Origin of the sequence: Nocardia carnea (genome assembly GCF_029868855.1) — a bacterium.
GTDB lineage: Bacteria > Actinomycetota > Actinomycetes > Mycobacteriales > Mycobacteriaceae > Nocardia > Nocardia carnea_A.
Genome location: NZ_JARWOV010000220.1, coordinates 17,209 through 37,787 on the forward strand (window position 1 = coordinate 17,209; position 20,579 = coordinate 37,787).

General features: G+C 67.7%; 21 protein-coding genes and 1 riboswitch. Of the genes, 13 read left to right on the plus strand and 8 right to left on the minus strand.

Going from position 1 to position 20,579, the window contains the following annotated elements; all coding sequences use genetic code 11:
* Positions 1-144 precede the first annotated feature (144 nt).
* Together QH195_RS21420 and QH195_RS21425 are read right to left on the minus strand one after the other, a co-directional pair.
* Positions 145-1,056 carry an RNA polymerase sigma factor SigF gene (locus QH195_RS21420; protein ID WP_432278847.1) on the minus strand — a complete coding sequence of 304 codons (912 nt, stop codon included), beginning with the start codon at positions 1,054-1,056 and terminating at the stop codon, positions 145-147.
* On the minus strand, positions 1,053-1,475 hold the full coding sequence (locus QH195_RS21425; protein WP_280424819.1) for an ATP-binding protein: 423 nt from the start codon (positions 1,473-1,475) through the stop codon (positions 1,053-1,055). Before QH195_RS21425 ends, QH195_RS21420 begins: the two co-directional genes overlap by 4 nt.
* A 186-nt stretch (positions 1,476-1,661) precedes the next feature.
* Between QH195_RS21425 and rpe the strand changes: the two genes are divergently transcribed.
* Positions 1,662-2,333 (plus strand): ribulose-phosphate 3-epimerase, encoded by a 672-nt coding sequence (gene rpe, locus QH195_RS21430; protein WP_280436770.1) that lies wholly within the window; start codon positions 1,662-1,664, stop codon positions 2,331-2,333.
* 20 nt (positions 2,334-2,353) lie between these two features.
* On the opposite strand, the gene QH195_RS21435 is transcribed toward rpe, so the two are convergent.
* On the minus strand, positions 2,354-2,815 hold the full coding sequence (locus tag QH195_RS21435) for a hypothetical protein (protein ID WP_280424818.1): 462 nt from the start codon (positions 2,813-2,815) through the stop codon (positions 2,354-2,356).
* A gap of 675 nt (positions 2,816-3,490) precedes the next feature.
* Here QH195_RS21435 and QH195_RS21440 point away from each other — a divergent pair.
* The 4 genes from QH195_RS21440 (at position 3,491) to QH195_RS21455 (ending at position 6,440) form a co-directional block, all read left to right on the plus strand.
* On the plus strand, positions 3,491-4,111 hold the full coding sequence (locus tag QH195_RS21440; RefSeq protein WP_280436744.1) for a riboflavin synthase: 621 nt from the start codon (positions 3,491-3,493) through the stop codon (positions 4,109-4,111).
* Between the two features lie 78 nt (positions 4,112-4,189).
* Complete coding sequence (locus QH195_RS21445) at positions 4,190-5,434, plus strand: bifunctional 3,4-dihydroxy-2-butanone-4-phosphate synthase/GTP cyclohydrolase II (RefSeq protein ID WP_280424816.1); 1,245 nt, start codon at positions 4,190-4,192, stop codon at positions 5,432-5,434.
* A gap of 28 nt (positions 5,435-5,462) precedes the next feature.
* The gene (gene ribH, locus QH195_RS21450) at positions 5,463-5,942 is read left to right on the plus strand and encodes a 6,7-dimethyl-8-ribityllumazine synthase (protein WP_280424815.1); all 480 of its coding nucleotides are present in this window, start codon (positions 5,463-5,465) and stop codon (positions 5,940-5,942) included.
* Positions 5,943-5,975: 33 nt separating this feature from the next.
* Positions 5,976-6,440 (plus strand): PH domain-containing protein, encoded by a 465-nt coding sequence (locus QH195_RS21455; protein WP_280436745.1) that lies wholly within the window; start codon positions 5,976-5,978, stop codon positions 6,438-6,440.
* A 115-nt stretch (positions 6,441-6,555) separates the two neighbouring features.
* Here QH195_RS21455 and QH195_RS21460 read toward each other — a convergent pair whose 3' ends face one another.
* The 3 genes from QH195_RS21460 to QH195_RS21470 all read right to left on the minus strand — a co-directional run bounded on the left by QH195_RS21460 (position 6,556) and on the right by QH195_RS21470 (position 9,567).
* Entirely contained in the window at positions 6,556-7,047 is a 492-nt protein-coding gene (locus QH195_RS21460) for a GNAT family N-acetyltransferase (RefSeq protein ID WP_280424813.1), read from the minus strand.
* Positions 7,048-7,097: 50 nt separating this feature from the next.
* Positions 7,098-7,412 (minus strand): DMT family transporter, encoded by a 315-nt coding sequence (locus QH195_RS21465; protein ID WP_280424822.1) that lies wholly within the window; start codon positions 7,410-7,412, stop codon positions 7,098-7,100.
* Positions 7,413-7,427: 15 nt separating this feature from the next.
* Positions 7,428-7,494: riboswitch (guanidine-III (ykkC-III) riboswitch) on the minus strand.
* A gap of 120 nt (positions 7,495-7,614) precedes the next feature.
* Complete coding sequence (locus tag QH195_RS21470; RefSeq protein ID WP_280436746.1) at positions 7,615-9,567, minus strand: gamma-glutamyltransferase family protein; 1,953 nt, start codon at positions 9,565-9,567, stop codon at positions 7,615-7,617.
* A 214-nt stretch (positions 9,568-9,781) separates the two neighbouring features.
* Between QH195_RS21470 and uvrC the strand changes: the two genes are divergently transcribed.
* The 4 genes from uvrC (at position 9,782) to whiA (ending at position 14,981) form a co-directional block, all read left to right on the plus strand.
* Positions 9,782-11,824 carry an excinuclease ABC subunit UvrC gene (gene uvrC, locus QH195_RS21475; RefSeq protein ID WP_280436747.1) on the plus strand — a complete coding sequence of 681 codons (2,043 nt, stop codon included), beginning with the start codon at positions 9,782-9,784 and terminating at the stop codon, positions 11,822-11,824.
* A 201-nt stretch (positions 11,825-12,025) separates the two neighbouring features.
* A complete protein-coding gene (gene rapZ, locus QH195_RS21480) occupies positions 12,026-12,946 on the plus strand; it encodes an RNase adapter RapZ (RefSeq protein WP_280424821.1) in 921 nt (306 codons plus the stop codon).
* A complete protein-coding gene (locus tag QH195_RS21485) occupies positions 12,943-14,007 on the plus strand; it encodes a gluconeogenesis factor YvcK family protein (protein WP_280424810.1) in 1,065 nt (354 codons plus the stop codon). The genes rapZ and QH195_RS21485 overlap by 4 nt, the downstream gene beginning before the upstream one ends.
* Positions 14,004-14,981: a DNA-binding protein WhiA gene (gene whiA / locus QH195_RS21490; protein ID WP_280424820.1), complete on the plus strand. Its 978-nt coding sequence runs from the start codon at positions 14,004-14,006 to the stop codon at positions 14,979-14,981. Before QH195_RS21485 ends, whiA begins: the two co-directional genes overlap by 4 nt.
* 208 nt (positions 14,982-15,189) lie before the next feature.
* Here whiA and QH195_RS21495 read toward each other — a convergent pair whose 3' ends face one another.
* Positions 15,190-15,798: a GNAT family N-acetyltransferase gene (locus tag QH195_RS21495; protein ID WP_280436748.1), complete on the minus strand. Its 609-nt coding sequence runs from the start codon at positions 15,796-15,798 to the stop codon at positions 15,190-15,192.
* A 177-nt stretch (positions 15,799-15,975) separates the two neighbouring features.
* Between QH195_RS21495 and gap the strand changes: the two genes are divergently transcribed.
* From gap to QH195_RS21515, 4 genes are read left to right on the plus strand one after another with little or no spacing between them, the layout of a single operon-like run.
* Positions 15,976-16,995: a type I glyceraldehyde-3-phosphate dehydrogenase gene (gap, locus tag QH195_RS21500; RefSeq protein WP_195054428.1), complete on the plus strand. Its 1,020-nt coding sequence runs from the start codon at positions 15,976-15,978 to the stop codon at positions 16,993-16,995.
* A gap of 7 nt (positions 16,996-17,002) precedes the next feature.
* A complete protein-coding gene (locus QH195_RS21505) occupies positions 17,003-18,226 on the plus strand; it encodes a phosphoglycerate kinase (RefSeq protein ID WP_280424808.1) in 1,224 nt (407 codons plus the stop codon).
* On the plus strand, positions 18,226-19,011 hold the full coding sequence (tpiA, locus tag QH195_RS21510) for a triose-phosphate isomerase (RefSeq protein ID WP_280424807.1): 786 nt from the start codon (positions 18,226-18,228) through the stop codon (positions 19,009-19,011). The genes QH195_RS21505 and tpiA overlap by 1 nt, the downstream gene beginning before the upstream one ends.
* Positions 19,012-19,024: 13 nt before the next feature.
* Positions 19,025-19,564 (plus strand): hypothetical protein, encoded by a 540-nt coding sequence (locus tag QH195_RS21515; protein WP_280436749.1) that lies wholly within the window; start codon positions 19,025-19,027, stop codon positions 19,562-19,564.
* An 81-nt stretch (positions 19,565-19,645) separates the two neighbouring features.
* Here QH195_RS21515 and QH195_RS21520 read toward each other — a convergent pair whose 3' ends face one another.
* Complete coding sequence (locus tag QH195_RS21520) at positions 19,646-20,443, minus strand: META domain-containing protein (RefSeq protein WP_280436750.1); 798 nt, start codon at positions 20,441-20,443, stop codon at positions 19,646-19,648.
* Positions 20,444-20,579 lie beyond the last annotated feature (136 nt).

Consider the following 20,579-nt stretch of genomic DNA (forward strand, 5'->3'; position numbering starts at 1 on the left):
CGGCTCATCGGTTGCTCTGGTCTGCGAGAAGCGCGGGCCTCGATGCGAATGGTTCGCTGAGATATTTACCCACTCGATCTCTCAAAGACGAGGGTAGACCGATCGGCGAAGCGGGCACAACAGTCACCGGAAAGGAACCGGCGCCTACTCCCGTGACGACTGTTCCCGCAGCCGGGCCAGTGTTTTCGTGAGAATCCGGGAAACGTGCATCTGCGAGATCCCCATTTGCTGGGCGATCTGCGTCTGGGTCATCGATTCGAAGAACCGCATGGTCAGGATCCGGCGTTCCCGCTCCGGCAACCCCGCCAGCAACGGCCGGATCGCCACATACTCCTCGACCCGGTCGAACTGCGCCTCCTCCTCGCCGAGCGTGTCCAGCAGCGAGGCGTCGGTATCCCGGCCGACCGATGCCGCATCGATCGAGGTGGGCTGGTAGGCGTTCCCCGCGATCACCGCCTGCGTCACCTCGTCGGGATCGACATCGAGCTCGGCCGCGATCTCCTTGGCCGTCGGCGAACGGCCCAGCGATTGCGACAGCGCATCCACGGCCGCCCCGATGCGCAGATGGGTTTCCTTCACCCGGCGCGGCACCCGCATCGCCCAGGTGTTGTCCCGGAAATACCGGCGTACCTCGCCCATGATCGTCGGTACCGCGAACGACAGGAAATTCGAGCCGCGGGATACATCGAAACGGTCCACCGCGTGCACCAGCCCCACCCGGGCGACCTGGGTCAGATCGTCGAACGGCTCCCCGCGGCCACTGAACTTGCGGGCGATATGGTCGGCCAGCGGGATACAGCGGCCGATCAGCTCGTTACGCAGCGCGGCATGCTGGGCGGACTCCGGTTCCGCGGCCGCCAACTGGGTGAACAGGCCCGCGACATCGTCGTAGCCGCCGACCTGACTCGATTCCGCCAGCTCCGCCTCGGTCTCGGAATCGGCGTCCGGGGCCTCCGCGGCCGACGCGGCGTGACCGCCCCGGCCGGAATCGGGCTCCGGACCATGAGTATCGGGCGCGCCGGTGGGGGAGTCGAGCGGCTTGTCCTGTTCGGTCACGCTTTCCCCCGGACCCGACGGAACTCGACCGCTGTCGGAAATCCGGAAACCTGCTGGTCGAAGGACTCCTGCCGGGCGTCCACCGCATCGGTGAGGGTACGGAGCACATGCCAGCCGAAACTGCGCGAATCGGGCAGGCCCTCCCGCGCCGCCACCCCGGCGACCCGGACCCGGAGATCGGTCTCACCGATGGTGAACACGCAGTGCAGGCTGGTGCCGGGTGCCGCCAGGCCGATCAGCGTCGAACAGGCCTCGTCCACCGCGAGCCGGATATCTGCGACCTCGTCCATGGTGAAATCGCTGAGCAGCACCAGAGTTTCGGCGAGACCGCGCACGATCGGCAGCTGCGTCACCGATGCCGCCACTCGAATCTCCACCGGGGAGCCGTGAATCCCCTCTTCCGCCGAAGTATTGATCACCCTGGCAGGTTACTGGGTTTCCGGCGTATCGGCGCGCGCGGGGTTTGGGCCCCCGTACCGGCGAATCCCCGAGGGCTGTATCCGGCACGTCGGCGCGGTCGGGCCCATTCGGTGCCGTCGCCGGACAGCACTAGACTGCGCCGCGTGACTGCGTCCGAGCCCACCTTCACCCGTCCGGCGGCCCCGATGATCGCCCCGTCCATCCTCTCCGCGGATTTCGCGCGGCTGGCCGATGAGGCCGAAGCGGTCGCGACCGCCGACTGGCTGCACGTCGATGTGATGGACGCGCATTTCGTGCCGAACCTGACACTGGGTTTGCCGGTCGTGCAGAGCCTGCTGAAGGCCACCGATATTCCGCTGGACTGCCATCTGATGATCGAGGACCCGGCCCGGTGGGCGCCGCCGTATGCGGAGGCCGGCGCCTACAACGTGACCTTCCATGCCGAGGCGACCGACGATCCGGTGGCGGTGGCCCGCGATATCCGGGCAGCCGGAGCGAAGGCCGGGCTGTCGGTGAAACCGAATACGCCGATCGAGCCGTACCTGGAGATTCTCCGCGACTTCGACACATTGCTGGTGATGAGTGTCGAGCCCGGTTTCGGCGGCCAGTCGTTCATTTCCTCCGTGCTGGACAAGGCGAAAGTCGTGCGGCGGCTGGTCGACACGGGGGAGTTGCGGCTGGTGGTGGAGATCGACGGTGGGATCAACGCCGACACCATCGAACAGGCGGCCGAGGCCGGTATCGACTGTTTCGTCGCGGGGTCGGCCGTGTACAACACTGCCGACCCGGGTGCGACCGTGGAGAAACTGCGCAGCCAGGCGGCCGCGGCGCGGTCGCCGCACCACGCCGCCCACTGAGGTCGCGTCGGCTCATCTGCTCAGGAAGAGTGGCGACCGATCTCGCAGACCGCGTCGATCACCGCCTGCTGCGGGGGCCGGGTGCCGTAGGTGTCCGGCCCGGCCACCCATAGCCGGTAGCCGCTGGCTTCGTCCTCGGCCGAGGGCAGCACGATCTGACTGCCGGTGCCGGCGACCGTGGTGTAGCGACGGAACAGTTCGGCCGCGGCGGTGGCCGGGAATTCGTCGTGCCGGGTGGGGCCGGTGAGGAACGTCCAGCGGCCGGCGCGGGGATGCGCGAAGACCGGGCCGGCCGATCCGGCCGCCCGGAGCCGGTGCAGTACCAGTTCGCCGAGGTCGGTGGGCATCGTCACCGCACCATAGGCCGCGCCGATATGCAGCAGGATGCGTCGCGATACCGGATCGACCACGGCCGGCAGCAGATCCCGCTCCCGGTATCGCCGGCAGTGCTGCTCCAGGGGGGACTCGGTGAATGTGGTCATGGCGCTTGGGCTTCCTGGGGTGATGGACATGCCTGACTGGGGCGCGGTCTTCCGCGGCGGAGCGGACGCGCGGATCCTTTCGGTGCTGTTACCGCAGGATCCGATGCCCGGACAACACTGTCGCTGGGGCGAGGGGTACCGCATCGCCGGCCCGCGGCCGGATGTTCCGGCCGGGTGGTGGCGCTGCTACCCGGTTGTTCGTGAAGGCTTGTGGCGCACGGTCTTCCGCGGCGGTGGCCGTCATCGACGAGCATCGTGTCCGGCCGCGCCGCGGGGTGGTCGAGGGCGGTGGACCGATCACCTCACCATATTGCGTCGGCCGGTGTGAGCGCGCAAATCGAGGAACATTTCCGGTTTCGATGCGGTCTCGGCCGGGAAAAGAACGTGCGTCCTGGATCGGCCTGGACCATAGATCCGCTCGTCGGAGCGTTCACATGGCCTGGCGGGAAATTGTGACCGCAGTCATCCAACAGCAAAATTTCCGGTCGATTCGCCGAAACCGGCGGGCCGAGGCGTACCGGGCCGGCGGCCGGAGTGGCCGGTGTTCCGGCGAGTGGGCAGCCATGGTCGGCCGGTCCGGGCGCCAACTAGTCTGGTCCTGGACGGCGAACTGGGAATATTCGGTACCGCTGGCGCCGTTCCGTAGGCGGAACACCGATGCGAACGGGAGAAGGCATGTTCACAGGCATTGTCGAGGAGCTGGGTGAGATCGTCGCCTGCGAACAGCTGACCGACTCGGCCCGGCTGACCATCCGCGGCAAACTGGTCACCTCCGATGCCGGGCACGGCGATTCCATTGCGGTCAACGGAGTGTGCCTCACCGTCGTCGATGTCAACGACGACGTGTTCACCGTCGATGTGATGGGCGAAACGCTGCGCCGGTCGAGTATCGGCGGGCTCGGCCCCGGTGCCCAGGTCAATCTCGAGCGGGCCGCCGCCGTGAACAGCCGCCTCGGCGGCCATATCGTGCAGGGGCACGTGGACGGCACCGGCACCATCCTGAGCCGCACGCCCGGCGAGAACTGGGAGGTGGTGCGGATCTCGCTCCCGGACCCGATCGCCAAGTATGTGGTGGAGAAGGGCTCCATCACGGTGAACGGTATTTCGCTCACCGTATCCGGGCTCGGCCGCGCCGAAACACCGGCCGCCGACGGCGCCCGCGACTGGTTCGAGGTCTCCCTCATCCCGACCACCCTGAGCCTCACCGACCTCGGCTCCGCCGCCGCCGGGACCGTCGTGAACCTGGAAGTCGATGTGATCGCGAAGTACGTCGAGCGCCTCCATCAGCGCGGTTGATACTTCCGGCCGCGCCCGGACGGGCCGGACGGACCCAGTAGTGTGATCAGCGACCAATCGAGATGGAGCATTGCAGACGTGACCAGGTTCGACAGCATCGAGCGCGCCGTCGCCGATATCGCGGCCGGTAAACCGGTCGTCGTGGTCGACGACGAGGACCGGGAGAACGAGGGCGACCTCATCTTCGCCGCGGAGAAAGCCACCCCGGAACTCGTGGCGTTCATGATCCGGTACACCTCGGGGTATATCTGCGTACCGCTCACCGGTGACGACTGCGACCGTCTCGGCCTGCCGCCGATGTACGCGGTGAACCAGGACAAGCACGGAACCGCCTACACCGTCTCCGTCGACGCCAAGGAAGGTGTGACGACCGGTATCTCCGGTGCCGACCGCGCCACCACCATCCGGCTGCTCGCCGACGGCGATGCCAAACCAAACGATTTCACCCGTCCGGGACACGTGGTGCCGCTGCGGGCCAAGGACGGCGGAGTGCTGCGGCGGCCCGGCCATACCGAGGCCGCGGTGGATCTGGCCCGGATGGCGGGGTTGCGCCCGGCGGGCGTGATCTGCGAGATAGTCAGCCAGAAGGAAGACGGGCATATGGCCCGCACCGATGAGCTGCGCGTATTCGCCGACGAACACGAACTGGCGTTGATCTCCATCGCGGAGATGATCTCGTGGCGCCGTAAGCACGAGAAGCATGTGGTGCGGGTGGCGCAGGCGCGGATCCCGACCGTGCACGGTGAATTCACCGCGGTCGGCTACCAGAGCATCTACGACGATGTCGAACATGTGGCCCTGGTGCGCGGCGATATCGGCGACGGCGAGGATGTCCTGGTCCGGGTGCATTCGGAATGCCTCACCGGCGATGTCTTCGGTTCGCTGCGCTGCGATTGCGGCCCGCAACTGGATGCCGCCCTGGAAATGGTGGCCGCCGAAGGGCGCGGTGTGGTGCTGTACATGCGCGGGCACGAAGGCCGGGGTATCGGCCTGATGCACAAATTACAGGCCTATCAGCTGCAGGATTCCGGGCACGATACCGTCGACGCCAATATCGAACTCGGACTGCCGGCCGATGCCCGCGATTACGGAACCGGCGCCCAGATCCTGGTCGATCTCGGGCTGCGGTCGATGCGGCTGCTCACGAACAACCCGGCGAAACGGGTCGGGCTCGACGGTTACGGCCTGCGGATCACCGAGCGCGTCCCGATGCCGGTGCGGGCCAACGCCGAGAATCTGCGCTATCTGCGCACCAAACGTGACCGGATGGGCCACGACCTGGTGGGCCTGGACGACCTGGATCTGGGGGAAACAGCGCAATGACCGTAGCCGGATCGAAAGGCGGAAACCGATGAGCGGCACCGGCGTACCGGAGTTCGCGCTCGCCGACGCGCAGGGTTTGCGTCTGGCCATTGTCGCGTCGCGCTGGCACACCGAGATCTGCGACACCCTCGTCGCCAACGCCGAACGCGTGGCCGCGGACGCGGGTGTCCGGCACACCACCGTCGCACGGTGCGCCGGCGCGATGGAGTTGCCGGTTCTGGCGCAGGAGCTGGCCCGCACCCACGACGCAGTGGTGGCGCTGGGTGTGGTGATCCGTGGCGACACCCCACATTTCGAGTATGTGTGCGATGCGGTGACCGCCGGCCTGACCCGGGTTTCGCTGGACGAGAGCACCCCGGTCGCCAACGGTGTACTCACCACGAACAACGAACAGCAGGCGCTGGACCGGGCCGGGTTGCCCGGTTCGGTGGAGAACAAAGGTGAGCAGGCGGCCGCGGCCGCGCTGGATGCCGCCCTGACCCTGCGCGGGCTGCGCGCGGCGGGCTGAGCGGTGCCGGTGGTGCGTATTCTGCGGCGAGGTGTGAACTCCGCCCAGGAGCCGTCGCCCGAATGGGAGTTCGAGGTGCGCCCGCGTAAAGCGCGCCGGACCGCGTTCATCGTGGCCGTCTGCCTCGTGGTGGCGTTCGTCCTGCTCGGGGTATTCCTGCGGGTGGACTACACCGGGGTGAACTTCCGGGTGGTCGATCAGTTCGCGATGGCGTGTATCGGTATCTTCGGCGCCATCGCCGTTCTGCTGCTCACCAGGCCGCGGGTGCGTGCCGGTGAACGTGGCGTAGTGGTACGTAATGTGCTGGGCGACAACGAATTCGAATGGAAACACATACGTGGTGTGTCCTTTCCCGACCGTAAGGCGTGGGCCCGGCTGGAGCTGGTGAACGACGACTACGTCCCGATGCTGGCCATCCGCTCCAACGACGGTGAGCGTGCCGCCGCCGCCCTGGACCGGCTCCGCGAGCTCGGCGCGAAATACACCGACGCCGCCTGAGCCCACAGCAGTCGACCCGCATGGCCGGCCGGGGTATCGAACACCGGTCGGCCATGCGCTTACCACCGTGGGAACCCGGTACCGGCCGACCGCGGTCCGCGGCCGTGCCGAGCGGTCACCGAGAATGAAGCTGCTTGTCCATATGCATCGATGAAACGCGATACCCGTTTCGGCGGTACAGCGCGATCGCTGCCGCATTGTCGCCCACCACATTCAGTCCCAGCCTGGTGCGGTGCTCGGCGGCAACCAGCTCCTCTACCGCGGCCAACATCGCAGACCCGTAGCCCTTGCGGCGGAAGCGTTCGAACACGTTGATGTCATACAGCCACGCCGAGTCGGCTGTGCCGGTCGTATTCTGCGGATCGGGCCCGATCCACGCATTGCCGACAACCTCGCCGGACTCGTTCTCGGCGACGACGAGGTGATGGCCTGTGGTATCAGGCCCATCGGGAAGGAAGTGCGCCGTACCCTGCCGCGATCGTTTCCATGCCTCCGCCTCGGGCATGAATTCGGCGAGTGCGCGGGCTCCCTCGGCTTCGCGATGCCGGGTCGCGTGCTCGTACTCGGTCTCCGTCATTTTCCGCAAGGTCACTTTCGGCGCGTCCATATCAACCATCTTGGGCCGGACTGTGTGGGCGTCAAACGGTTTTGCGCTGCTCAGTGGGCGAGCTTCAGTCCGACCACTCCGGAAATGATCATCGTCAGAAAGACCAACTTCCCGATCGTGACCGGTTCTTCCCCGGTGGCCATCGCATAGACGACGGTGAGTACCGCTCCGATACCCACCCACACCGAGTACGCGGTGCCCACCGGCAGATCACGCATTGCGTAGGCGAGCCCACCCATACTGGCGACGAGTGCGGCGGCGAACAGCACGGTCGGGGGCCATTTGGAGAAACCTTCGGTTTTGCCCAGCGCGGTGGCCCACACCGCCTCCAGCACGCCGGATACCACGAGAACGATCCACGACAATGCCATGACGACCTCCGTGGGTCGTCTTGTCGCACGCCGGGTACGACCCTCTCGTCCGGAAGCCCACGTCATCGGGCTCTGAAACCAAAATCGCACATCCGCTACCGGCCGGCAACCTTTTCGCTGTATTCGGCGAGGCACCTCACACTTGCGGGGGCCGGGAGTACGCATACCAACAGCTCACGGCATGCGGACTTGTGGATCAGTGGGTGTCGCCCAAGACCTCGCCTTCGCGCCGCGGATCGGCGCCGCCGATCCAGTGGTTCTCACCGTCGCGGCTCAGGACGCTGAGCCCGCTCGTCTGTGGCGCCACCGAAACCTGGTGCCCACGCTCACGCAAGGCGGTGACGAGCGGGTCGTGGGCGCCGTCGTCGCGGGTATCGATCGCGGGATGTTCACCGCCTACGCCGGTGAGCGGGGTGTTCGCGGCACCGAACGATACGGCGGAGACCGCCTGCTGCGGATCCAGGCCCCAATCCAGCATGCCCACCAGGGTTTTCACCACGAACTGGATGATCACCGAACCCCCGGGTGAGCCGACCACATGGGTGAGGGTGCCGGGCCCGGAGCCGGGACCGGGTTCGAACACCAGGGTCGGGCTCATGGAGCTGCGTGGGCGTTTACCCGGTTCGACCCGATTCGCCACGGGTACGCCGGCGGTATCGAGCGGGTCGGCCGAGAAATCGGTGAGCTGGTTGTTCAGCAGGAACCCGTCGACCATGTGGAACGAGCCGAACGCCGATTCCACGGTGGTGGTCATGGCCGCGGCATTGCCGTAGGAATCGACCACCGAGATATGGCTGGTGCCGTGCTCTGGGGTCTGGGGACCGGCTCCGGGCGTGGTGGGGCCGAAATCGCCGGGCCGGGCGGTACCCATGCTGCCGCCCGGATCGATGAGCCCGGCCCGCTGTCGCAGATACTCCGGGTCGACCAGGGTCTGCGGGGAATCGCCGGGTGGCGGAACATAATCCGGATCGGCGATGTATTTGTCGCGGTCGGCGTACGCGAGCCGCTCCGCCTCCGCGATCAGATGGACGGCCTCGGCGCGCGGGACTCCGCCGTTGCGGTCGACGCGTTCGGGCGGCAGTGCCGGGATATCGAAGTTCTCCAGTATGCCGAGGGTGGCCGCGACGGTGGTGCCGCCGGAGGAAGGACCCGGCATTCCGCAGATCTCGTGTTCCCGGTAACCGGTGCACAGCGGTGTTCGCTTCACTGCCCGATAGCCGGCCAGGTCCGCGGCCGTCAGCGCACCGGGAGTGCGGCCGCCGGTGCTCGCCGCGGTGGCGGCAACGATGTCCTGGGCGATGGGCCCGGTGTAGAACGCGTCGGCGCCCTCGGTGGCCAGTGTGCTCAGAGTTTTCGACAGCGCCGGATTGGTGAGTACCGTCCCGGCGGGTTTGGGGGAACCGTCCGGTTCGAGGAAGTATTCGGCGGCCGCCTGATCGCGGGCCAGCTCGGGCGCGGATTCGGCGATCTGGCCGGCCAGCCGCGGACTGATCTCGAAACCCTGATCGGCCAGGGCGACGGCCGGATCGAACAGTTCGCGCCACGCGGTGTGCCCGTGCTCGGCATGCACCATCCCGAGCATCCGCACGACCCCCGGGACCCCGATGGAGCGCCCACTGGCGCGGGCATCCGGCCGCGGTTCGGTGCGGTCGGTATCGCTGATCCAGCGCAGGTAGTTCTCCGTCGCGGCGGCCGGGGCGGTCTCCCGCCCGTCGTAGGCTTCGATGGTCTCGTTCTCCGCGTTGTAGTACAGCAGGAAGGCCCCGCCGCCGAGCCCGGAGGCCTGCGGTTCGGTGATCCCCAGTACGGTCTGGGCCGTGATCAGCGCATCCGCCGCGGTACCACCGGCCCGCAGCACTTCGCAGGCGGCGCGGGTGGCATGCGAGTTGGCGGTGGATACGGCATAACCGGTGGTGCGCACGGCGGTCATATCGGACCGGTAGCCGGAGGCGATCTCCGGGTTGGTCGCGAGATCGCGGGTGGCCGGCGCCGCCGAGCCGGGGCCGGGGGCGGCGGTGACGGCGGTGCCGTTGGGCACCGGCGTGCACGGGCCCGCGGTATCGGTGTCGCCGGAGCACCCACTCAGGGATGCGGCCACGAGCAGGCCCGTAATGGTCAGTGCGTACCGAATCCGTTGTACCGGGCGCATATTCCGCACTGTAGCCGTCCGGTACGACATATGGAGGCCGAACCACCGAGCGTGATGGCGCCGCGCACCGATCGGCCGCGCCGATCCAGGTGCCGCGGGGTGCTGCGCAGCCGGGACGCCGCAGTACCGATTGCCGCCGGTCCTCGGCCCGGGGTTCCGGCGCATACCCGACCGGCGGCGAAGTCTGTCCGAGCCCGCTACTAACCTTGGACCCGTGGCAGATCCCGCGACGTACCGGCCGCAGCCGGGCAGTATTCCGCTCGAACCCGGTGTCTACAAATTCCGTGACTCATACGGGCAGGTCGTCTACGTCGGCAAGGCGAAAAGTCTGCGTAATCGGCTCAACTCGTATTTCGCCGATGTGGCCGCATTACATCCGCGGACGCGGCAGATGGTCACCACCGCCGCGAGTGTGGAATGGACCGTGGTTTCCACCGAGGTGGAAGCGCTGCAGCTGGAATACAACTGGATCAAGGAATTCGATCCCCGTTTCAACGTCCGCTACCGCGACGACAAATCCTATCCGGTGCTGGCGGTCACCCTCAACGAGGAATATCCGCGGCTGTTCGTTTACCGGGGTGCGCGGAAGAAAGGGGTCCGCTATTTCGGGCCCTACGCCCATGCGTGGGCGATACGGGAAACCCTCGATCTGCTGCTGCGGGTTTTTCCGGCCCGAACCTGTTCGGCCGGGGTGTTCAAACGGCACGGGCAGATCGGCCGGCCCTGTCTGCTCGGATATATCGACAAATGTTCGGCGCCGTGTGTGGATCGGGTTTCGGCGGATGAGCACCGGCGGATCGTCGACGATTTCTGCGATTTCCTGGCCGGTCGGACCGACCGGATGGTCAAGGAATTGGAACGCCGGATGCACGCCGCGTCCGAGGACCTCGATTTCGAGACCGCGGCCCGGCTCCGCGACGATGCGCAAGCCCTGCGCCGGGCGCTGGAAAAGCAGGCCGTGGTACTCGGCGACGGTACCGACGCGGATGTGATCGCTTTCGCCGGCGACGATCTGGAGGTCGCGGTGCAGGTCTTCCATGTGCGCGACGGCCGGGTGCGTGGCCAGCGCGGCTGGGTGGTGGACAAATCCGGGGACGCCGCCGATACCCCGGAACAGGGCGGGGAACTCGCCGCGCTGGTGGAACAGTTCCTCACCCAGTTCTACGGTGAGCAGGCCGCGATCGCCGCGCAGACCGCCGGGGACCAGCCGGCGGCGGTTGTCCCGCGGGAGGTCCTGGTACCGGCGGAGCCCGCCGATGTCGACGAGGTCCAGCGCTGGCTGTCGCAACTGCGGGGCGGTGCCGTGCGGGTACGGGTACCCCAGCGCGGCGACAAGAAGGCGCTCGCCGAAACCGTCGCCCGCAACGCCACCGAGGCGCTCGCGCAGCACAAACTCCGCCGGGCCGGCGATCTGACCTCCCGTTCGGTGGCGCTGCAGGATATCCAGGACGCTCTCGACCTCGATACCGCCCCGCTGCGGATCGAATGCGTCGACATCAGTCATGTCCAGGGCACCGATGTGGTGGCCTCGCTGGTGGTGTTCGAGGACGGACTGCCCAAGAAATCCGATTACCGGCACTATGCGATCCGGGAGGCGGCCGGCGGGGGCCGCTCCGACGATGTCGCCAGTATCGCCGAGGTCACCCGGCGCCGGTTCCTGCGGTTGCGCCGGGAGCGTGATGCCACCGAACAGGCCGATCTCGCCGGGACGGCCGAGGTGCCGGAGTTCGGGACCACATCGGTGGCAGCGGACCTCGCGGACGACGAGATCACCGGTCGGCCCGGGATCGATCCGAAGACCGGTCGCCCCCGGAAGTTTGCCTATCCGCCGAATCTGTACGTCGTCGACGGTGGCGCCCCGCAGGTCGCGGCCGCGGCCGAGGTGCTCGACGAGCTCGGTATCACCGATGTCGCAGTGGTGGGGCTGGCGAAACGGCTGGAAGAGGTCTGGGTGCCGGGCGAGCCCGATCCGGTGGTCCTGCCGCGCACGAGTGAGGCGCTCTACCTGCTCCAGCGCGTACGTGACGAAGCCCACCGGTTCGCCATCACCTTCCATCGCAGTAAACGATCCCGGCGGATGACCGCCTCCGCGCTGGATTCGGTGCGCGGGCTCGGCGCCGCCCGCCGTACCGCGCTGGTCACGCATTTCGGCTCGGTGGCCCGGCTGAAGGAGGCGACCGTGGAGGAGATCATCGAGGTGCCCGGTATCGGCCGGGCCACCGCGGAGGCGGTGCTGGCCGCCCTGCACGACCGATAGCGTCCGGCGCGGCGCACGGCGCAACGGCGCGGTGACCGGCGCGGGTCACGTACGTTTGTTTCTGCGTCCCCGCCGTTGTGTTCCTGCGCTCCGGGGCAGGGGCCGGGCGCACGCGCTACAGCAAGGTGACCGAAACGCATTCCCGAACACAGATCCGGGTGGTACATGACTCGCGTCGAATCGAACAGCAGTACGAAAGTGATGCCGGGTGAGGGACCGGTTTCGGGGACCCCGGTCGAAGTCGTGATGGTGACCGGGCTGTCCGGGGCCGGGCGGGGGACCGCCGCGCGAGTTCTGGAGGATCTCGGCTGGTATGTCACCGACAACCTGCCACCGGAACTGATCGGGCGGATGGTCGAACTCGGCGCCTCGGCGGACCCGCCCATCCGGCGGCTGGCAATCGTGATGGATGTGCGCAGCCGGTTCTTCACCGGCGACCTCCCCGCGGTCACCGAACAGTTGCGCGCCCGCGGAGTCCCCACCCGGATCCTGTTCCTGGAAGCCTCCGACGATGTGCTGATCCGCCGCTTCGGGTTCGCCCGCCGCCGCCACCCACTGCAGAACGACAGCGCCGACGGGACCCTGTCGGCCGGTATAGCCGCCGAACGGGTCCGGCTCGCCGGGGTGAAGGCCGCCGCCGATGTGGTCATCGACACCACGGAGCTGTCGATCCACCAGTTGCACCGCAAACTGGAGGAGGTCTACGGCGGCGGCACGCCCGCCGCACTGCAGCTGACCGTGCAATCGTTCGGATTCAAGTACGGTGTCCCGCTGGACGCGGACATGGTGTTGGATGTGCGTTTCCTGCCCAACCCGCACTGGGTTCCAGAACTTCGGCAGCACACCGGTCAGGAAGCGGTGGTCAGTGACTACGTGCTGTCGCGTCCGGGTGCCGAGGACTATCTGCGGACCTGCGAGCATCTGATCGAGCTGACCACCCAGGGTTACCGCCAAGAGGGGAAGCGATACATGACCGTCGCAGTGGGCTGTACCGGCGGCAGACATCGCAGTGTCGCGATCGCCGAGGCCCTCGGTCAGCTGGCCGGCCGCAGCATCGACGACGATGCGGACGGTCCGGTCGATACGGTCCGGGTGCTGCATCGGGATCTGGGGCGCGAATGAGCGGCCCCGACAACGGCCTCACGAGTCGCCGCGGTCCCGCGGTGGTGGCGCTCGGCGGCGGACACGGTCTCTATGCCACCTTGTCGGCGGTGCGCCGGCTCACCCGGCGGATCAGCGCGGTGGTCACCGTCGCCGACGACGGTGGCTCCTCCGGCCGCCTGCGCCGGGAACTCGGGGTGCCGCCACCCGGCGACCTGCGGATGGCCCTGGCGGCGCTGGCCGCCGATGCCGACGGCGTCCTCACCCGGACCGTCCAGCATCGGTTCGGCGGCACCGGCGCGCTGGCCGGGCATTCGGTCGGCAATCTGCTGTTGGCCGGTCTCACCGAGGTGCTGGGCGATCCGGTGGCCGCCCTCGACAAGGTCGGCGAGCTGCTCGGTATCAGCGGCCGGGTGCTGCCCATGTCGACCCTTCCGCTGGATATCGAGGCCGATGTCTCGGGGTTGGAGGCCGATCCGCGGGTGAGCCGCTGTATCCGCGGCCAGGTCGCCGTGGCCACGACCCCCGGCAAGGTGCGCCGCGTGCGCCTGCTGCCCGCCGACCCGCCGGCCTGTGCCGACGCCACCGCTGCCATCGAACGAGCGGATGCGGTGATCCTGGGACCCGGTTCGTGGTTCACCAGTGTGATCCCGCATCTGCTGGTGCCCGGCCTGCGCGACGCGCTGGTCTACACCCGGGCGCGTAAGGTGCTGATCCTGAACCTGGTCGCACAGCCCGGTGAGACGGCGGGTTTCTCCGCCGAACGTCATCTGCATGTATTGTCCCAGCACGCACCGGATTTCGCGGTCGACGAGGTTCTGGTCGATTCCGGGTGCGTACCGGAGGGACGCGAGCGCGAACATGTGGCCAGAGCGGCCGGGCAACTGCGGGCACGAGTAGTCTTTTCCGATGTCGCCGACGCGGGAACGGCCCGGCACGATGCCGGAAAACTCGCCGCCGCACTGGATCAACTGATCCGCGAGCCTCGGCCGGCGTTGTCGGGGCTTCGAGTCGAGGGACGGCACATGGGTCAGGATGTGCGGTCCGGGTTGGGTGGAAAGGAGCACGTCTCGTGGCGATGACAGCCGAAGTGAAAGACGAGTTGAGCCGGCTCGCCATAACACAGGTGAGTGCGCGTAAAGCCGAACTGTCCGCCCTGCTGCGTTTCGCCGGCGGTCTGCATATCGTCGGTGGGCGGGTGATCGTCGAAGCCGAAGTCGATATGTTGTCCATCGCGCGGCGGTTGCGGCGGGAGATCTTCGAACTCTACGGATACGGGTCGGATGTGCATGTGCTCAGTGCCGGTGGCCTGCGCAAATCCTCCCGGTACGTGGTCCGGGTGGCGAAGGAGGGCGAGGCCCTCGCCCGCCAGACCGGATTGCTGGATGTGCGCGGCCGGCCCGTGCGCGGACTACCCGCCCAGGTCGTCGGCGGCAGTGTCGCCGATGCCGAAGCCGCGTGGCGCGGCGCCTTCCTGGCCCACGGCTCGCTCACCGAACCCGGCCGCTCCTCGGCACTCGAGGTGAGCTGCCCCGGTCCGGAGGCGGCGTTGGCATTGGTGGGCGCCGCGCGGCGGCTCGGTATCTCGGCGAAAGCGCGGGAGGTACGCGGCACCGACCGGGTCGTGGTCCGCGACGGTGAGGCGATCGGCGCACTGCTCACCCGGATGGGCGCCCAGGACACCCGTCTCACCTGGGAGGAACGCCGGATGCGGCGCGAGGTCCGCGCCACCGCCAACCGGCTCGCCAACTTCGACGATGCCAATCTGCGGCGTTCGGCGCGTGCCGCGGTCGCGGCGGCGGCCCGGGTCGAGCGTGCGCTGGAACTGCTCGGCGACGATGTCCCGGACCATCTGGCGGCGGCGGGGAAACTGCGCGTCGAACACCGGCAGGCCTCCCTCGAAGAACTCGGCCAGCTCGCCGACCCGCCGATGACCAAGGACGCGGTGGCCGGGCGGATCCGGCGGCTGCTGTCCATGGCCGACCGGCGGGCGAAGGAACTCGGCGTGCCGGATACCGAATCGGCGGTCACGGCGGAGTTGCTGGACGACGCCTGAGGCGCGGTACGTCCCCGGCCCGGGACGGCGCCATGTTCGTGGTTGCGCGATGGCTCCCCGAGGCGGCGCTGGAGCAGCGACGGTACAGCGCGCGGACGTGCCGGTACCTCGCCGCGGTCGGTGCCTCGGATCGATGAGCTGCAACGCCGACCGATGTTGTCCGCGCATTCCGGCACCGCGCCCGGCCACCTTGCGGCGCAAGGGTCCGCTACGGCTGCCGGAGCATGCACCAGGTCAGGGGGCCGCCGTCGGGGATATCCACTTCCGCGGTCACGTGGAAGCCGAGGTGTTCGTAGAAGCGCACGTTCTCCGCTGTCGACGTCTCCAGGAACGCCCCGACACCTTCGCGTTCGGCGGCGGCCAGGCCGGGCTCGATCACCGCGCGGCCGAGTCCGCTGCCCCGGCGGGCGGGATCGACGCCCACGGTGCCGAGGAACCAGACGGGCTCGTCCGGACGGTGTGGCTGCAATGCCGCTTCCGCAGCTGCGTGCGCCTCGGCGCGGTCACCGGCCAATTCGGTGAAACGGGGCGCGAGTTCGGTGAATACCGCGCCGGCATCGGTGGCGGGCGTGGTCCAGACGGCGACCGCGTCACCGTCGTCGGCGACCCACACCTTCCCGTGGGGTAACCCGATGCGGGTGAGGAAGAGTTCCTGGAACTCGGCCAGCCGGCGTTCGTGCCCGTCTGCTGAGATGGTGTGCCGGGTCCAGGGGTAGTCGGCGAAGGCCCGGGTGAGGCTTCTGGTGGCGTGCGGGACATCGGCGGGAGTGGCCGGACGGACGTCCGGGCCGGAATCGGGGAGAGGTGTACTGGACATCCCCACCATCCTGCGATGCGGCACCCGGAGTTGCCAGGGTTTTACGGGAGCCGGCCGTCGCCGCACGCCGGGATAGCCGGTGCTCACGAACACCAGGGGTGTGTCGGAGAGATGACCCGAAGGCATTAGTGTGGGTGGCGTCGGAATCATCCGCTTGACAGCTGAGGAGCGAGAAACGTGACTGTCCGGGTAGGTATCAACGGCTTCGGCCGTATCGGACGTAACTTCTTCCGGGCGGTGGAGGCGCAGAAAGCGCTCGGCACCACCGATATCGAGATCGTGGCGGTCAACGACCTCACCGACAACGCGACTCTGGCCACCCTGCTCAAATACGATTCGATCCTCGGCCGGCTGCCGAAGGATGTCTCGCTGGATGGCGAGGACACCATCGTGGTCGGCGACCAGCGCATCAAGGCGCTGGCCATCAAGGAGGGCCCGGCGGCGCTGCCGTGGGGTGATCTGGGCGTGGATGTCGTCGTCGAGTCCACCGGAATCTTCACCGACGCCACCAAGGCCAAGGGGCACCTGGCCGCCGGTGCCAAGAAGGTCATCATCTCCGCGCCCGCCAAGGGCGAGGACATCACCATCGTGATGGGTGTCAACGACGACAAGTACGACGGCAGCCAGAACATCATCTCCAACGCGTCCTGCACCACCAACTGCCTGGGCCCGCTGGCGAAGGTGCTGAACGACGAGTTCGGCATCGTCAAGGGTCTGATGACCACCATCCACGCCTACACGCAGGATCAGAACCTGCAGGACGGCCCGCACAAGGATCTGCGTCGTGCCCGCGCCGCCGCGGTGAACATCGTGCCGACCAGCACCGGCGCGGCCAAGGCCATCGGCCTGGTGCTGCCCGAACTCAACGGCAAGCTCGACGGCTACTCGCTGCGGGTTCCGATCCCCACCGGCTCGATCACCGACCTGACCGCCGACCTGGAGAAGAAGGCGACGGTCGACGAGATCAACGCCGCATTCAAGGCCGCCGCGGAGGGTCCGCTGAAGGGCATCCTGAAGTACAGCGTCGACCCGATCGTCTCCAGCGATATCGTCACCGATCCGCATTCCTCGATCTACGACGCGCCGCTGACCAAGGTCATCGACGACCAGGTGAAGGTGTACTCCTGGTACGACAACGAGTGGGGCTACTCCAACCGCCTCGCCGACCTCATCGGCCTCGTCGGCAAGTCCCTCTAGGATCGGCGTGAGCATCAAAACTCTGGACGATCTCCTCGCCGAGGGCGTCGAAGGCCGCGGCGTACTGGTGCGGTCCGACCTCAACGTGCCCCTCGACAACGGCGAGATCACCGATCCCGGCCGGATCATCGCCTCGGTGCCGACCATCCGCGCACTGGTGGAAGCCGGTGCGAAGGTGGTCGTCACCGCGCATCTCGGCCGCCCGAAGGGTGCCCCGGATCCGGCGCTGTCCCTGGCTCCGGTGGCGACCCGCCTGGCGGCCGAACTGGGTCGCAATGTGCAGCTGGCCGGTGATGTGGTGGGTCAGGACGCGCTCGCGCGGTCCGAGGGCCTCACCGACGGCGATGTACTGCTGCTGGAGAACATCCGCTTCGATCCGCGGGAGACCGGCAAGGACGACGCCGACCGGGCGAAGCTGGCGGCCGCGCTGGTGGAACTGGTCGGCGAGGACGGTGCGTTCGTCTCCGACGGTTTCGGTGTGGTGCACCGCAAACAGGCATCGGTATACGACGTGGCGAAGCTGCTTCCGCACTACGCGGGCACGCTCGTCGCGGCCGAGGCCGAGGTACTGGCCAAGCTCACCGAATCCACCGACCGCCCGTACGCGGTGGTGCTCGGCGGGTCCAAGGTGTCGGACAAACTGGCCGTGATCGAGGCGCTGGCCCCCAAGGTAGACACCCTGGTCATCGGTGGCGGGATGTGCTTCACGTTCTTGGCCGCGGAGGGTTTGTCCGTCGGTTCCTCGCTGCTGCAGGAGGAGATGATCGATACCTGTAAGCAGCTGCTGGACCGCTACGCCGATGTCATCCATCTGCCGCGCGATATCGTCGTCGCCGATTCCTTCGCCGCGGACGCGGAATCGAAGACCGTACCGTGCCACGAGATCCCGGACGGCTGGATGGGCCTGGATATCGGGCCGGAATCGGTGCAGCGTTTCGCCGCACTGCTCACCGAGGCGCGCACGGTGTTCTGGAACGGCCCGATGGGCGTGTTCGAGTTCGACAAGTTCGCGGCCGGCACCCGCGGCGTGGCCGAGGCCATCGCCACGGCCACCGGTAAGGGCGCCTTCACCGTTGTCGGTGGTGGCGATTCCGCGGCGGCCGTGCGGGCGCTCGGTATCCCGGAAGGCGACTTCTCGCATATCTCCACCGGTGGTGGCGCCTCGCTGGAGTACCTGGAAGGTAAGACGCTGCCCGGCATCAGCGTGCTCGATGATGCGGAGGACGCGTAATGGCTCGGAAACCGCTGATCGCGGGCAACTGGAAGATGAACCTCAATCACCTCGAGGCCATCGCTCTGGTGCAGAAGATCGCGTTCGCGCTACCGGACAAGTACTTCGACAAGGTCGATGTCACGGTGATTCCGCCGTTCGTCGATATCCGCAGCGTGCAGACGCTGATCGAAGGCGACAAACTGCGGATCACCTACGGTGCGCAGGATGTCTCGGTACACGAATCCGGCGCCTACACCGGTGAGATCAGCGCGGCCATGCTGGCCAAGCTGGGTTGTGGTTACGCGGTGGTCGGGCATTCCGAGCGTCGCCAGTACCACAACGAGGACGATGCCACGGTGCTCGCCAAGGCGAAGCAGGCGCTGAAGCACGGGGTCACCCCGATCGTCTGTATCGGTGAGGGCCTGAACGTCCGCGAGGCGGGCACCCACGTCCAGTACAACCTCGAGCAGTTGCGAGGTTCGCTGAAGGGACTGAAGCCCGAGGAGATCGCGAAGGTCGTCATCGCCTACGAACCCGTGTGGGCGATCGGCACCGGAAAGGTCGCCACTCCGGCCGACGCGCAGGAGGTGTGTGGCGCCATCCGCGGCGAGCTCGCGCAGCTGGCCGGACCGGAGGTCGCCGAGATCGTGCGAGTGCTCTACGGCGGTTCGGTGAATGCGAAGAATGTCGGTGAGCTGATCAAGCAGACCGATATCGACGGCGCCCTGGTCGGTGGAGCATCGCTGAAGGGCGACGAGTTCGCCACCCTGTCCGCCATTGCGGCGGGCGGCCCGCTGCCCTGACCGATCGATAACCATGAGGCCCGCCGTACCCGTACGGCGGGCCTCGTATTTCGAGGCCCTGTCCGGCGCTCGGATCACGACCATCGCGCCACCGCAGACGACCATCGCGCTACCGCAGACGGCCGGCGCGACGGGCCCGTGGACCGGCCGGACCGCCGCCTACCGGAAATTGCGCGGCAAATCCGGAATACTGCGGTGCTGTGCGTGCGAAGCCTGCAATTTCCGAGTGATCCGGAAGGATCCGAGTGAGAGGAACAGCATGCGATATATCGTCGGACGCGTGAGCGCTTTCGCCGCCGGTGCCGCGCTGACACTCACCGCCGCGGGCGGCGTTCAGGCGGCGCCGGGGGAATTCGTCTACCGCTCACAGATCGGCGGCCCGGCCGTGCTGAACGATCTCGATCCCGACCGGTGCTACAACACCCCGGGTGCCGCCGGAATCCTCGCCAACGACACCGATATGCACGTGGCGGCGTTCCCCGGACCCAACTGCGAGGGCGTGCCCATGGATGCGGAGACCGGTGCATTCGAAAGCGTGGTGTTCAGCCCGTAGCCCGCGGACCGAGTCCGGATCGTGGCCGCCAGGTGTGCCGCGCCCCGAACTGTATTCTCCGCTCCGGAGCGCCCGATCGAACTACTGGGCGCGCAGCGTCAAGCCGTGACCGTTGGGGTTGCGCAGTGTGAGAGTGTCGGCATCGACCGTGGCCTGAGCCGTCCCGTCCAGGGCGGCGAGCACCGCTCGCTCCACCTCCATGACCTCGGGTGTGCACATCATCCGCGTGGTGGCCGCGGTGAACGCGATATCGGCTCCGGCGGGGGTTTCGGTGATCTCCGCGCGACCCGTCATCCGGTTGCAGCCGGCGAACCCGGTGAGGCCACCGTCCTCGGCGATGGTGAGGCTGGGCCGGACCTCGTCGATCGTGCGGGACGAGACCTGGGCCTGTGGGGTGAGCAGCGTAGTGACTGTCCATTCGGTACCGCGGATCGGCCGGTCCGGTTGCACCACCTTCTTGTTCGCGAGGACCACTGTCGATTTCTTGCCGATCAGCGTCAGCCGATCGCGGTCGAGCTCCCAGGTCGGCTCACCGCGCAGCAGTTCGCCCACCCAGGCATCGGCGTCGGCACGTGCACCGGGGCAGGCGGCGAGGGTGCTCGCCAGTTCGGAAACGTGCAGAACATGATCGCGGAGGTCCACCGCGCCGCTGTGTTTGTTGCAGCCGGCGTCGGCGGTGATCCGGCCGTCGGCGAACACCAGGGTGAGCGGTCCACCGCCGGGGATCCCTGTACCGGTGACCTCGGTGGAGATATAGGTGTGACCCATCGGTGTCGAATCGTGCGCCGCGGGCTCCGGCTCTTCATCGTTCGTGCAGGCCGTGGCGGCCAGCAGGATCAGCGTGAGGGCCGCCCCGAATCGGAGCACTCGTCCGGGCATGCCGCCGATGCTACCGGCGCGCGCAGGCCACCGGGTGGCGACATCCAGGCGCGTACGCGACTCGAATCGCGCTGATTCCAACCCTGCCGGTACGTGCCGTCCCGCTCTAGCCTCACCGGTCGAGTCGATGCCGTAC

Bases quoted from the DNA above. Each gene is read 5' to 3' on its own strand.
- rpe (WP_280436770.1), top strand. From the start codon at position 1,662: ATGATCGCCCCGTCCATCCTCTCCGCGGATTTCGCGCGGCTGGCCGAT.
- QH195_RS21435 (WP_280424818.1), bottom strand. From the start codon at position 2,815: ATGACCACATTCACCGAGTCCCCCCTGGAGCAGCACTGCCGGCGATAC.
- QH195_RS21440 (WP_280436744.1), top strand. From the start codon at position 3,491: ATGTTCACAGGCATTGTCGAGGAGCTGGGTGAGATCGTCGCCTGCGAA.
- ribH (WP_280424815.1), top strand. From the start codon at position 5,463: ATGAGCGGCACCGGCGTACCGGAGTTCGCGCTCGCCGACGCGCAGGGT.
- QH195_RS21460 (WP_280424813.1), bottom strand. From the start codon at position 7,047: ATGGACGCGCCGAAAGTGACCTTGCGGAAAATGACGGAGACCGAGTAC.
- QH195_RS21470 (WP_280436746.1), bottom strand. From the start codon at position 9,567: ATGCGCCCGGTACAACGGATTCGGTACGCACTGACCATTACGGGCCTG.
- rapZ (WP_280424821.1), top strand. From the start codon at position 12,026: ATGCCGGGTGAGGGACCGGTTTCGGGGACCCCGGTCGAAGTCGTGATG.
- QH195_RS21485 (WP_280424810.1), top strand. From the start codon at position 12,943: ATGAGCGGCCCCGACAACGGCCTCACGAGTCGCCGCGGTCCCGCGGTG.
- whiA (WP_280424820.1), top strand. From the start codon at position 14,004: ATGACAGCCGAAGTGAAAGACGAGTTGAGCCGGCTCGCCATAACACAG.
- QH195_RS21495 (WP_280436748.1), bottom strand. From the start codon at position 15,798: ATGTCCAGTACACCTCTCCCCGATTCCGGCCCGGACGTCCGTCCGGCC.
- tpiA (WP_280424807.1), top strand. From the start codon at position 18,226: ATGGCTCGGAAACCGCTGATCGCGGGCAACTGGAAGATGAACCTCAAT.
- QH195_RS21515 (WP_280436749.1), top strand. From the start codon at position 19,025: ATGAGGCCCGCCGTACCCGTACGGCGGGCCTCGTATTTCGAGGCCCTG.
- QH195_RS21520 (WP_280436750.1), bottom strand. From the start codon at position 20,443: ATGCCCGGACGAGTGCTCCGATTCGGGGCGGCCCTCACGCTGATCCTG.